Source organism: Microbispora sp. CA-135349 (assembly GCF_050947365.1).
Classification (GTDB): Bacteria; Actinomycetota; Actinomycetes; order Streptosporangiales; family Streptosporangiaceae; genus Microbispora.
The window spans coordinates 3,762,086-3,774,405 of sequence record NZ_CP192001.1; the positions used below are offsets into that span (position 1 = coordinate 3,762,086).

12 protein-coding genes are annotated in these 12,320 nt (G+C 72.5%); 5 read left to right on the forward strand and 7 right to left on the reverse strand.

The window, feature by feature from the left end; all coding sequences use genetic code 11:
- Nucleotides 1-73 precede the first annotated feature (73 nt).
- Nucleotides 74-322 carry a helix-turn-helix domain-containing protein gene (locus tag ACQPZZ_RS17485; protein WP_432933303.1) on the reverse strand — a complete coding sequence of 83 codons (249 nt, stop codon included), beginning with the start codon at nt 320-322 and terminating at the stop codon, nt 74-76.
- Nucleotides 319-801: a DJ-1/PfpI family protein gene (locus ACQPZZ_RS17490; RefSeq protein WP_432933305.1), complete on the reverse strand. Its 483-nt coding sequence runs from the start codon at nt 799-801 to the stop codon at nt 319-321. The genes ACQPZZ_RS17485 and ACQPZZ_RS17490 overlap by 4 nt, the downstream gene beginning before the upstream one ends.
- A 349-nt stretch (nt 802-1,150) precedes the next feature.
- Between ACQPZZ_RS17490 and ACQPZZ_RS17495 the strand changes: the two genes are divergently transcribed.
- The gene (locus tag ACQPZZ_RS17495; RefSeq protein WP_363642707.1) at nt 1,151-1,354 is read left to right on the forward strand and encodes a hypothetical protein; all 204 of its coding nucleotides are present in this window, start codon (nt 1,151-1,153) and stop codon (nt 1,352-1,354) included.
- Here the strand turns inward: ACQPZZ_RS17495 and ACQPZZ_RS17500 are convergent.
- On the reverse strand, nt 1,347-2,480 hold the full coding sequence (locus tag ACQPZZ_RS17500; protein ID WP_432933307.1) for a YeiH family protein: 1,134 nt from the start codon (nt 2,478-2,480) through the stop codon (nt 1,347-1,349). The genes ACQPZZ_RS17495 and ACQPZZ_RS17500 overlap by 8 nt on opposite strands.
- Complete coding sequence (locus ACQPZZ_RS17505; protein WP_363642703.1) at nt 2,477-2,614, reverse strand: hypothetical protein; 138 nt, start codon at nt 2,612-2,614, stop codon at nt 2,477-2,479. Before ACQPZZ_RS17505 ends, ACQPZZ_RS17500 begins: the two co-directional genes overlap by 4 nt.
- Before the next feature lie 469 nt (nt 2,615-3,083).
- Here ACQPZZ_RS17505 and ACQPZZ_RS17510 point away from each other — a divergent pair, with 469 nt between their 5' ends.
- The 4 genes from ACQPZZ_RS17510 to ACQPZZ_RS17525 all read left to right on the forward strand — a co-directional run bounded on the left by ACQPZZ_RS17510 (nt 3,084) and on the right by ACQPZZ_RS17525 (nt 6,993).
- Nucleotides 3,084-3,608, forward strand: a complete 525-nt coding sequence (locus ACQPZZ_RS17510) for an NADPH-dependent FMN reductase (protein ID WP_432933309.1) — start codon at nt 3,084-3,086, stop codon at nt 3,606-3,608.
- Between the two features lie 155 nt (nt 3,609-3,763).
- Nucleotides 3,764-5,062, forward strand: coding sequence for a DUF2201 family putative metallopeptidase (locus ACQPZZ_RS17515; protein ID WP_432933311.1), 1,299 nt, complete (start codon nt 3,764-3,766; stop codon nt 5,060-5,062).
- Between the two features lie 161 nt (nt 5,063-5,223).
- Nucleotides 5,224-6,168 (forward strand): MFS transporter, encoded by a 945-nt coding sequence (locus tag ACQPZZ_RS17520; RefSeq protein WP_432933313.1) that lies wholly within the window; start codon nt 5,224-5,226, stop codon nt 6,166-6,168.
- Between the two features lie 66 nt (nt 6,169-6,234).
- The gene (locus ACQPZZ_RS17525) at nt 6,235-6,993 is read left to right on the forward strand and encodes a maltokinase N-terminal cap-like domain-containing protein (protein ID WP_432933315.1); all 759 of its coding nucleotides are present in this window, start codon (nt 6,235-6,237) and stop codon (nt 6,991-6,993) included.
- Between the two features lie 156 nt (nt 6,994-7,149).
- On the opposite strand, the gene ACQPZZ_RS17530 is transcribed toward ACQPZZ_RS17525, so the two are convergent.
- The 3 genes from ACQPZZ_RS17530 to ACQPZZ_RS17540 form a co-directional block, all read right to left on the reverse strand.
- Nucleotides 7,150-8,694: an FAD-dependent monooxygenase gene (locus ACQPZZ_RS17530; protein ID WP_432934428.1), complete on the reverse strand. Its 1,545-nt coding sequence runs from the start codon at nt 8,692-8,694 to the stop codon at nt 7,150-7,152.
- 101 nt (nt 8,695-8,795) lie between these two features.
- Nucleotides 8,796-10,838 carry a beta-galactosidase gene (locus ACQPZZ_RS17535; protein WP_432933317.1) on the reverse strand — a complete coding sequence of 681 codons (2,043 nt, stop codon included), beginning with the start codon at nt 10,836-10,838 and terminating at the stop codon, nt 8,796-8,798.
- A 78-nt stretch (nt 10,839-10,916) separates the two neighbouring features.
- A complete protein-coding gene (locus ACQPZZ_RS17540; protein ID WP_432933319.1) occupies nt 10,917-12,281 on the reverse strand; it encodes an ABC transporter substrate-binding protein in 1,365 nt (454 codons plus the stop codon).
- Nucleotides 12,282-12,320 lie beyond the last annotated feature (39 nt).

Sequence of the window (12,320 nt, forward strand, 5' to 3'; positions counted from 1 at the left end):
CCCGCGGACGGGGCCCCGCCGGCCGATCACGCCGGCACGTCCACCCGCGTCGCCGCCGCGTCGGCCGGACCCTTCAGGCCACGGACTCGACGACCCGGAAGGTCTGGCGATATGCCGTGGGGGAGACGCCCAGCGCGGCGGTGAGGTGCTGACGGAGGGAGGCGCCGGTGCCGAACCCGGCCTCGGCGGCGATCCGGTCCACGGGCAGGTCGGTGCTCTCCAGCAGATGGCGGGCGAGTTCGACACGTTGCCGGATGAGCCACTGGCCCGGGGGCATGCCGACCTCCTCGCGGAAGCGGCGGGTGAAGGTGCGCACGCTCATCCGGGCATGTCCGGCCAGCTCCTGAAGAGAGAGCGGTCGGTGCAGGTTCTCGAGGGCCCATGCCCGGGTGGCCGACGTGGACAGGTCGGCCGTCGTCGGGACGGGCCGTTCGACGTACTGCGCCTGGCCGCCCTCCCGCCACGGGGGTGCGTGGTCGCGGGCCGGCCGTCGAGCAGGCCGGCCGCGGCCAGGACGAAGGCCGCGGTGCAGATGGACACCAGTCGCACGCCGGGGCGAAGACGGGCCAGGGCATCGGCGACCGGCGCCGGCAGCCAACCCGAGGGGTCCACTCCCGCGGCCGCGAACGGGGGGATGACCAGGGTGTCGGCCGTCGTGACGACGTCGATGTCGTGGTCCACCGTTATCGAGAAGTCGGCGTCGGTCCGGACGGTACGGCTGACGCCGCAGGTCAGGACCTCGTAGAGCGGCTCGCCGTCCGCCCCCGCGGCGATACTGAAAATTCGCTGCGGGATGCTCACCGCCGCCGGGCTGGCCGTCCTCGCGGCCGGTTCGACACGACTGCGGACCCGGACGACGGCCGCGCCGCCGGTGGGAGTCGCGAGCTGACCGGCACACGTCAGCCGGCGTGCGCCGCCCCGCCGGCCGCGAGGTCCTGACCGTGACAGCCGAGATCCCCGGCTGAGGCCCGGTCGGCCGCCGAGTCGCGCCCGCGCCGCGATCGGCGACGCGGTAGCAGCCGTCTCCCTCGTCGGCCTGCCGGCCGGGAGGGGGGCGGCTACCGCGTCGTTCGTGAGGTCGCCCGGGACGGAGCGGAAATCCCTTTATTACATATCGAATGTGTGGGGAACCTGTGCCAGGATGAAGCCCGTGACCGATTCCGACCGTGGTGCGCAATCCGTGGACCTGGCCGTGGCCGCCGTCCCCGCCCCCAGGGGTGCCGCGGAGGCGCCCGGTGTGCGGCGCGACCCCTACCCCGGGGACACGCACTGGTACGACCTGCCGGACGACGACGCCGCGCCGGAGGAGGACGAGGACGGGCGCGGGCCCTGGTGGCGCCGGCTGTTCAGGTGACGGTGAAGCCGCTGAACAGGACCGTGGCGAGCCCCAGGGCCAGCACCACGTTGGCCACGGTGGCGGCGGCGAAGACCACGACCGGGCGCCAGCCCGCCTCCCGGAGCGAGGCCACCCGGAACTCCAGGCCGATGCTGACGAAGGCCAGGATGAGGAACCAGGTGCGCAGGTCGTTGGCGACGCCGACGACCGCCTTGCCCTCGGCCGCGCCGACCGTGGTGAGATACCAGGTGGTCACGACCGAGGCCGCGACGAAGCCGAGGACGAACTTCGGGAACCGCCGCCACAGCTCGCCCGCGCCCGGCCGCTCGGCATCGGGACGGCGCTCGACGCGGAAGGCGAACCAGGCGGTCAGCGCGACCACCACGACACCGATGAGGGCGTTCTGAGTGACCTTGACGATGGTCGCGACGGCCAGCGCGTGCTCGCCCGAGAGGGTGCCCGCCGCGGTGACCGCCGCCGTCGTGTCGATGTTGCCGCCGATCCAGGCGCCCGCCACCTCCGGGCTCAGCCCCAGGGCGGAGGCCAGCGCCGGGAGGACGAAGATGGACGGAAGGGCGAACGCGATCACCAGGCTCGCGCTGTAGGCGAGCTGCTCGCGCCTGGCCTGTACGGCTCCCGCCGCCGCGATCGCGGCGCTGACGCCGCAGATGGACACCGCGGCCGACAGCAGCGCCCGCAGCCTGTCGTCCAGCCCGAGGCGGCCGCCGAGCCACCAGGTGAACAGGAACACCGCGCTGATCAGCACGATGCCCTGGACGATCGCGGGACCGGCCGCCGTGGCGATCACCTTCAGGTTGATCGACGCCCCGAGGAGCACGAGCCCGGTCTTGATGAAGAACTCGGTGCGGAAGCCGCCGGCCAGGCGGTCGCGCAGCCCGGTCGCGGTGAGCACCGCGTTGCCCAGCAGGCCGAGGGCGATCGCGTAGACGGGATACTCGATGGCCTTGGCCAGATCGGACCCGGCGAACCACTCTGGCACGCCCTTCTCCAGGGCTCTCGTGCCGGCGGCGAGGACGAGGACGACGAGGACGCCCAGCGTGGGCCACTGCCACGCCGCGGCTCTCGCTGTGGCGCCCGGAGTGGCTCTCGTGGTGGCGGGGACGGCCGCTTCGTCGCTCGTCACGGCACCAGTCCGGTCGGGATCACGCCGGTGATGACCAGCGCGAGGAGGACGAGACCCACGATGGTGGCGGCCCAGTCCTCGTTGATCGCGGCACGGGTGTGCTCGCCGACGGTCGGGGGGTGTTGGTTGCTCACGCCGGACGCCTCTCTCGGTAGTGCGAGTGCTCGGCACGACTGTGGGACGGCAATACCCATCCAGTCAATAGGGAATGCAGGAAAAGGGGGGAGTGGTGGCGGCGTGGTGGGCCGTGGGCGGGTGTGCGCAGGGCGGAGATATCTCCTCAAAGCGAGTAGGAAATATTGACTTTCTGGGCCCGTGATCGTACGTTCGGCGGTATGAGCCGGGGCGTCCGTCTGACCAGGTCGATCCGGCCGCTCGCGACGCGCGTGAGGGCATCGGCCGGTGCGCCGAGCTCTCCGTGACCCGCGACTCCGCTTCGCCCGAACGTCGTTCCGATCTGGAGGACCGTCTGTTGACCATTCGCGAACCCCGGCCGATCGGCCTCGCCCCGGACCCGGGACATCCCGCGGCTCCTCCTGGAGGAACCGCTCCGTGCACGGACGTCCGGCACCGCCGGGGGCCCGGCTACGAGGTGGTGGCGCCGTGAGCTCTCTCGTGGTGCTGGTCGGCAACCCGCGCGGCGGTTCCCGGACCCATCTCGCGGCGGTGTCGGCGGCCGAGGCACTGGGGCGCCGCATCGGGCACGAGGGGCCGCCCGAGGTCGTGGACCTGTCCGCGATCGGCCCGCACCTGTTCACCCCCGGCCCCTCGCCCATCCTGGAGGTGGCGCTGGAGCTGGTCGCCGGAGCACGGGTGCTCGTCGTCGCCAGCCCCACGTACAAGGCCACCTACACCGGTCTGCTCAAGGCGTTCCTCGACCGCCTTCCCGGCGGCGCGCTGACCGCGACGGTGGCGCTGCCGCTGCTGGTCATGGGCGCTCCCCGGCACGCCCTGGCGGTCGAGCTGCACCTGCGTCCCGTGCTGGTCGAGCTGGGCGCGCTCGTGCCCACCCCCGGCCTGGCGCTGCTGGAGGCCGAGATCCCCGACCTCGACCGGGTCCTCGCCGACTGGACGGAGCGAGTCGCCCCGCAGGTGATCGCGGCCGTGGAGAAGAGAGCGACCGCGTGAGCGGCTCCGGCGGCATCGTGCGCCGGGCGTCGTCCTCGGTCTGCCGCCGCTGCGGGAGCCGCGCCGGGGAGTAGTGATGGGCTGCGGCGGATGCTCGTCGCCGGTCGAGCCCGGCCGGGACCTGCCGCGCCCGCGCCGGGCGGTAGGGAGCTGACGTGACCCGCGGGACGCAGAAGGACGACCCCTGCCGGCGCGACGCCGCGCTCAGAGGCTGGGAGGAGGTGCGCTCCCACCCGCTGTTCCGCCACCTCGGGGGCTACCTGTACGCGGCCGACGAGCGCGAGCTGCCGCACGACCGGTGGGCCTACATCACCCCCGCGGGCAGCGTCTACCACCACCCCGGAAGGCGCGCCGAGCCTGGCGAGTGGGCGTGGGTGTTCGCGCACTGCCTGCTGCACGCGGGCTTCGGGCACCTGGACCCGCGCAAGGCCCTGCCCGGCGACCTGTACGGGGAGGAGACCCCTCGCCGGGAGCAGCCGCTGCGCGCCCCCCGGCACGCGTACCTGGCCGCCTGCTGCCTGAGCGTGGACAGGTTCCTGACCACCCTCGGGATCGGCCGGGCGCCGGAGCCGCTGCCGCCCGCCTTCCCGCCCGAGGACGAGCGGACGCTGGCCGGCCTGTGGCGCACGTCAGGGGTGCCCGACGAGTTCGACGTGCCGGCCTTCCCCGACTTCTTCGCCGGAACGGTCAAGACCGCGAAGGCCCGCAACTACGAGAAGGAGTTCGCGGTCGGGGTCTGCACCGCGGCGACGACGGCCATCGAAGTGGCCGGGGGCGTGCACGACTGCGTTCGCGGCGCGGCGAAGAAGCCGTGGGACCACGCGCTCACCTGGTTCGTGTCGTCGTACCCGCTGCTGGGGGCGCTGGCGGCGGGCATGACCATCGTGGCGGACGCCGGCCTCGCGCGCGCCCGGGACATCGCGGTGGCCGACGCCGAGGCCGGCGAGATGTACGTCAACCCGCTGGTCTCGATGACCGCCGAGGAATGGCGGTTCGTGCTGGCCCGCGAGATGCTGCGCGCCGTGCTGCGGCACGACGAGCGGATCGGCCGGCGGGAGCCGTACCTGTGGAAGGTCGCCTGCGACTACGCGGTCAACGGCTGGCTGGTCGAGATGGGCGTCGGCGAGATGCCCGAGGGACAGCTCCACGATCCGGCGCTGCGCGGGCTGTCCTGCGAGGCGGTCTACGACCGGATCGCACGCGACCGGCGTCGCCTGCGCGGGCTCACACCGCCGCGCGGGCGCGGGCCGGGCGGCCTGTCCGGCGGGCCGCTGCCGCGTCCGGGCGCCCTGGGGCGTTACGTGGATCTGGACGAGTACTACCGCAACGCCCTGGTCACCGGCCTGGCCTACCACCACAACGAGGGGAGAGGCAGCCTGCCGGCCGGGCTGGAGCAGGAGATCCATGCGCTCGACCATCCTCTGCTGCCCCGGAAAGCGGCGCTCGCGCGCTGACCCGAGGAGCACGCCCGGCCCGCCGAGCGGCGCGGGTCCTACGGTCGCTCGCGGTACAGCACGAGGTGCTCGTGGGCCGGCACGACAGCCTCAGCGACGGCTGTCTGGATCTCTCAGCGGAGAGTCTGCCCTGCCCTGTCCTCGACCCTGTCCCCACGCGCGTGGGCGATCTTCCTGCTCGTGGTCGCCGCCGATGTGCTCGACCTGCTGAGCACCACGGTGACCAACGTGGCCGCCCCCACCATCGTGCGGGACCTCGGCGCCTCCTGGTCACTTGCTCCCTGGCTCGGCGCGAGCTACACGCTCGCGATGGGCTCCCTCATGATCGTCGGCGGCCGCCTGGGGACCGGTTCGGTTGCCGGCGGCTGTTCCTCATCGGGCTGGCCGGGTTCACCGTCTGCTCGCTCGCGGACGCCCTGGCCGCCACGCCGCTCGAACTCGTGGCCTTCCGCATCGGACAGGGGGTGTTCGGCGGCCTGCTCATCCCGCAGGGGTTCGTCCTGCTGGTGCGGGTGATCCCCCGTGAGTCGATGGGCATGCTGTTCGGCCTGTTCGGGCCCCTGCTCGCGGTGTCGTCGATCAGCGGCCCGGTGGTCGCAGGGCTGCTGATCGAGCTCGACCCGTTCGGCCTGTCCTGGCGCTCGGTGTTCCTCCTCAACGTCCTGTTCGGAGTGCTGATGCTCGTGGCGGGGCTGAAAGTCATCCCGCCCTTCGGCGGCGACGCGTCGATCCGCATCCGTCCGGGCGCGGCCTTCACCTTGATGGCGGGTCTCGGACTGCTCCTCGCCGGAATGGTCGACGGCGGCACGAGCGAGTGGACCGCCCGGGCACTCGTCGGCACGGTCGCCGGCGCCGTCGCGCTGGCCGCGTTCGCATGGCAGCAGGCACGCACCAGCAGGCCGCTGCTGGAACGGTCGCTGTTCGGCAACCGCGGCTTCGTGGCCGGTCTGGTCTTCGGCGCGCTGTTCTTCGGCACCGTCACGGGCGTCATGTACGTGACGGCGATCTACCTGCAGCAGCGTCTGGGCCTGAGCCCGTTCGGCGCGGCCATGGTCACCGCGCCGGTGTCCGTCGGCATCATCGCCACCAACCGTATGAGACGATGATCGGCCCCGGGGCGGCCGCGCCGGGGAAAACAGGTGACGGGACGCCGACAGAGGGGCTTCACGGTAATGGCTGTCATCCATCACACCACCTTGGCGCCCGGCAAACTGGAGCTGCTCACGTCGTGGCTTCCTGCTCAGCCCTGGTACGAGGGCAACGGGCGGCCGGAGCTGACGAAGGCGGGCGGCTTCCGCCTCGACGACCCGCAGGGTGAAGTCGGCATGGAGTTCATGGTGGTCACCGACGTGTCCGGCGAAACGCCGGTGTCCTACCAGGTGCCGCTCACCTACCGGGGAGCGCCGCTGGAGGGAGCCGATCACGCCCTCGTCGGGACGATGGAGCACGGTGTCCTGGGACGGCGGTGGGCCTACGACGGCACGCACGATCCGGTCCTCGTCGCGCAGCTTCACGCTTTGTTCCAGGGCGACATCGAGGCGCAGGACCAGAACGTGAGCGACACCCCCGACCCCTCGGTCACCGTGAACTTCACGGGAGCGGCGGCGCCGGGCCCGATCCGGCTGACGGCCGTGGCCGAGGCGCCGCACGCCACCGACATCGTCCTGGGCACCCTCACAGCGGACGGCGCAGCGGGCGGCCCAGTCGCCGGTGCAGTGGCCGCTGCAGTGGCCGCTGCAGTGGCCGGTGCAGTGGACGGTGCAGTGGACGGCGGCCGGGGCGGACGGCTGACCATGCGCGTGACCCGCGTTCTGCGGCCCGGCGAAGCCGACGCCGCCGACGCCTTGGGGCACCTCACGGCCGGTTGGCGGCTGCCGGACGGCACCGAGGTCCGCGGCGTGTTCGCCGTCGTCACCGGCGCGCCCCGCTGACCGCGCCTTCCCCGAGTCGTCCGGCCGCTGCGGGCGGGCCTCCGTTCTGACGGGTGGGTCACCTCGTCCCCGCTCTCCGAGGTTTCCTGGGGTTTCCTGGGGCTCTCCTGGGTGCTTCCGGAGACGCCGCCGAGGGGCGCCCACCCGGGAAGGCGGTCAGTCCGGTCTCCCGGCGCGTGCCGTGGCGGCGAGGGCCGTGGCCGCCGCGGACCGCAGCGCCGCGTCGTCCTCCTCCTCCTCCTCCGAGGCCCAGGCGACGTGCCCGTCCGGGCGGATGAGCGCGGCGCGGACCAGCCGCCAGTCGGGCCGGGACCCGACCGGCCCGTCCACGCACACGGCCAAGCCCGGCGGCGTGGGCGGTTCCGGGGACGCGGTCGCCCGGCCGGGGAGGGCGCGGCCCGCCCCCGTGAGGTCGAGGAACACGTAGCATCCGGGGGCGAGCAGCGCGAACAGCCCCCGCCCGCCGGACAGCCGCAGGTCGGGGGCCCGGGTCCCCACGAGCGGATGATCACCGGCGTCCCGCCCGTACGACACGCCGACGCCGGAGATCTGTTCCGCCAGGAAGCGGGAGAACTCCGGCACCCGCGCGATGGCGTCGTCCAGGACCGACCGCAGGGCGAGATTCTCGGGCGTGAACGTCGTCATGAGCGCGGTCTGCCCCCGGGTCAGCCGCAGCGTGGCCGCACCCACCGGGTGCCTTTCCGCGTGGTAGGTGTCCAGCAGACCTCCGGGAGCCCACCCCCGCACCGCGGCGGCCAGTTTCCAGCCGAGGTTCGACGCGTCCTGCACGCCGAGGTTCAGGCCCATGCCCCCGGCGGGGAACAGGCGGTGCGCGGCGTCTCCGGCCAGGAGAACGCGGCCGCTGCGGTATCGGTCGGCGAGGCACGAGGCGGATCCCGTGCCGGACACCCACACGGGGTCGCGCAGGCCGAAATCGGTGCCGGCGACGGCCACGAGCCAGGCGCGCAGGTCCTTGTCCGCGGGCCGGCCCCCGCGCCCGAGGACACCGGCGCCGTCGACGCCCGCCACCCGGTGGAGGCCGGGGCCGATGGGCACGACCAGCACCTGGCCGGCCTCGTTGGTCTTCTGGAAGTACGGCACCGCCGGAGGATCGTCGAGCGTCACGTCGGCGACCCAGGCGTACGCGGTGGAGGCGGTTCCCGGGAAATCGATCCCGGCGGCCGAGCGGACCGCGCTGCCCGCTCCGTCACAGCCGACCAGGAACGCCGTCTCCATGGTGAAGGGCCCTTCCGGGCCCTCGGCCCGCACCACGACCCGGTCCGTCTCCTGGGCGAACGCGGTGAAGGCGTGCCCTCGCCGGACGTCCACCCCCAGGTCGCGGGCGTAGCCCTCCATCAGCTCCTCGACCTTCGGCTGCGCGAGCAGAAGGACGTACGGGAAGGGGGTGTCGAGCGTCCCGTAGTCCATCCGGTGGCCGAGAAGACCGAAGTGCGAGTCCGGCACCCGCCTGCCCTGCGTGACGAACGACTCGCCGACGCCGCGCGAGGCCCACAGCTCCATCGTGCGGGGGTGGATCGTGAAGCCCTTGGAGTGCGGGTCGCGTTCCGCCCGCCTCTCCAGGACCGTGACCTCGACCCCCGCGAGACGTAACTCCGCCGCGAGCCACAACCCGGTGGGGCCGCCTCCGACGATGACGACTTCTCCCATGCGCCTCTCCCAGGAACGACCCGCTGACGTGATCGTCGGTGCGAGGACGACGGACCGCGCGTGCGGCGCCCGGCCCTCGTCGCCCCGTCATCTTCTCCCGGCGGAGGGGACGGCGCCAGCCGGTGACGGCCGCGCTATGGGCGGGGCCGCCGCAGGACGCGGACCTGCCGGGGGGCCAGGGTCGTGTCCGGGGCCAGGGCGGGTCCGCGGAGGGGCTCGCCGGGGATCGCGGACAGGTCGACGTGCCGGTCCGTACGGTTGATCAGGAACCAGTACTCGCCGGTTCCGTCGGTGCGGACGGCGACGTCGACCAGGCCGCGGGCCTCGGGCGGCAGCTCCGAGGAGACCCCGGCGACGTCCAGCAGGCGGGGGAGGACGACACCGAGGCCTTCCGAACCGAGCCGGGTGGAGACGTACGACGCCGATCCCGCTCCCGTGCGGCGCGTCGTGACGGCGGGGCGTCCCGCGTGGTCGCCGGACTTGTACGTCGCCACGACCTCGGTCGCCGGGTCGGTGAGGTCGATCCGGTCGGTCCACAGGGTGCCGGACACGCCGACGTCGAGGTCGACGGCCTCGCCGTCCAGCAGGGGCCCGAACTCCTCGACGCGGATGCCGAGCAGGTCGCGCAGGGCCCCGGGGTAGCCGCCGAGCCACACGTGGTCGTCCTCGTCGACGATGCCGGAGAAGTAGGTGGTGACGAGGTGCCCGCCTGAGGCGACGTAGTCCTCCAACCTGCGCGTGAGCGCGGCGGGCACGACGTGCAGGATCGGTGCCACGAGCAGCCGGTAGCCGCTGAGGTCGTCGTCCACGTCGACCACGTCCACCCGGACGCCCGCGTCGAGGAACGCGGTGTACCAGTCGAGGGCCTCCTGGCGGTAGCGCAGCAGCGAGGTGGGATGGGAGTCGAGCTCGCCGGCCCACCACGAGTCCCAGTCGAACACGACGGCCACGGAGGCGCGGCGCCGCCGGCTGCCCGCGACCGGTGCGAGGGCGGCCAGCGTGGCGCCCAGCTCGGCGACCGACCGGAACACGTCACTGTCGGTGCCCGCGTGGGGGACCATCGCCGAGTGGTACTTCTCGGCCCCGCCCGCCGACTGCCGCCACTGGAAGAAGCAGACGGCGTCGGCGCCGTAGGCGACGTGGGTGAGCGAGTCGTGGGCGAGGCCGCCGGGCTTCTTGGCGAGGTTGACCGGCTGCCAGTTGACCGCGCTGGTGGAGTGCTCCATCAGGAACCACGGCAGGCCGCCGGCGAGCGAGCCGGTGAGGTTGGCCGAGAAGGACAGCTCGTCCTGGGCCTGGGGGCCGGTCAGCAGGTAGTGGTCGTTGGAGACGAAGTCGACCTCGCCGGCCCAGTCGGCGTAGTCCATGCCCTTGGTCTCGCCCATCACCATGAAGTTCGTGGTCACGGGGACGTCCGGGGTCAGCTCGCGCAGGATGTCGCGTTCGGCGCGCAGGTGGTCCTTGAGCGCGTCCGAGGAGAACCGCTTGAAGTCCAGTTGCTGGGTGGGGTTGGGGTAGGAGGCCGCCAGGCGCGGCGGCAGGATCTGCGACCAGTCGCCGTAGCGCTGGGACCAGAACGAGGTCGCCCAGGCGCGGTTCAGCTCGTCAAGCGTGCCGTACCGTGCCCGCAGCCACTCACGGAAGGCGGCCGCGGCGTCGTCGGAGAAGTCGTACACGTTGTGGCAGCCGAGCTCGTTGGAGACGTGCCAGGCGGCGAGAGCGGGGTGGCCGCCGTACCGCTCGGCGAGGGCCCGGGTCAGCCGCAGCGCGTGCTCCCGGAAGACGGGCGAGGTGGGCCGCCAGTGCTGCCGCGCGCCCGGCCACAGCGTGTGGCCCTTCTCGTCCACGGGGAGGATCTCCGGGTGCTTCGCCGTCAGCCACGGCGGCGGCGAGGCCGTCGCCGTGGCCAGGTCGACCGCGATGCCGTGGGCGTGCAGCAGGTCCATCGCCTCGTCGAGCCAGCCGAAGTCCCACACGTCCTCGCCCGGCTGGATCCGGGCCCACGAGAAGATGGCCAAGGAGACGATGTTCACCCCGGCCGCCCGCATCGCGCGCATGTCCTCGTCCCAGACCTCCCGGGGCCACTGCTCGGGGTTGTAGTCGGCCCCGAACCCCAGGCGGGCCCGTCCGGGGTCGGACGGCCAGCGCAGCCACCGGTGGCCGTGGTCGGATCGCACAAGGACTCCTGCTTCAACTCGGAGATGGTCACGTGAACATGGGCGGCGAGCATACGCCGGGGACGAACGGGAACCTGACTACTTGACGGTGAAGCCCTGCTCCTCGCCGTACTTCAGGGAGGCGTCCTGCCAGGCCTTCAGTCCGTCCTGCAGAGTGGCCGAGGAGGTGTACGCCTTGCCGACCGTGTCGTTGAAGATGCTGTTGGCGTAGACCTGGAAGGGCAGGTAGGACCAGCCGCTCACGACCTGGGAGGCGGACTCGGCGAGCACCTGGTTGACTTTCTGGCCGCCGAAGTAGGGGAACTCCTTGTCCTGGAACTTCGGGTCCTGCAGCTGGGCGGTGGTGGCGGGGAAGGCGCCGCCGTCGACCCGGGTCTGCACTCCCTCGTCGACGTTCGCGTACTTCAGGAACGCGTAGGCGAGGTTCTTGTTGGCGCCGGCCTCGGGGATCGCCAGCGAGCTGCCGCCGTTCTCGGCGGTGGCCCTGCCACCGGCCTCCCACTGCGGCATGGGCGCGACCTGCCACTTGCCCTTACCGGCCTCGACCCCGGACTCGAGGTTGGCGGGCATCCAGGCGCCGATGACCAGGGTGGCGATGCTGCCGTCACCGAGGCCCTTGTACCACTCGTCGCTCCAGCTGGTGACCGGCGCGAGCAGCTTGCCGTCGATCAGCTTCTGCCAGGTGGCGGTGAACTTCTGCGTGCCCGGCTCGGCGAAGTCGATCCCGACCGTGGTGCCGTCGACCGTGTACGGCTTGCCGCCCGCCTGCCAGATCATGCTGGTGGTGAAGCCGGCGTCACCGGTGTCGTTGGTGATGTACGCCTTCGGGTTCGCCTTGTGCAGCTTCTCGGCGTCGGCCGCGAACTCGTCCCAGGTGGTGGGCACCTTGAGGTCGTACTTGTCGAAGACCTCCTTGTTGTAGAACAGCGCCATCGGGCCGGAGTCCATGGGCAGGCCGTAGATGCCGTTGCCCATGTGGACCGAGCTCCACGGGCCGGGGGTGAAGGTGCCGTCGAGCTTGCCGGCGCCCAGGGCACTGAGGTCGGCGACCGACTTGGCGAGGGCGAACTGCGGCAGGGCGTAGTACTCCACCTGGGCCACATCCGGCACTCCGGATCCGGCCTTGATCGCGTTCTGCAGGGCGGTGTACTGGTCGTTGCCGGTGCCGGCGTTGACCAGGTTGACCTTCACCTTCGGATACTTGGCCTGGAAGTCCGCGACGACCTGCTTGAGCGTCGGCTCCCAGGCCCAGACGGTGATGGAGCCGCCGGTGTCGAGCGCCTTCTGGATGTCGGCGTCGGAAACGGCCGCGGACGCCGCGGGCGCGGCGGGCGCGTCGGCGGCCGAGGAGGAGGCGTCGTCGCCGGAGCCGCAGGCCCCGGCGGTGAGCGACACGGTCAGGGCCGCGCCCACGAGGAGGGCGTGACGACGGGTTATCGCCATGGGATATGCCTTTCTGAGTTGTCCGGGGAGAGACGTCGG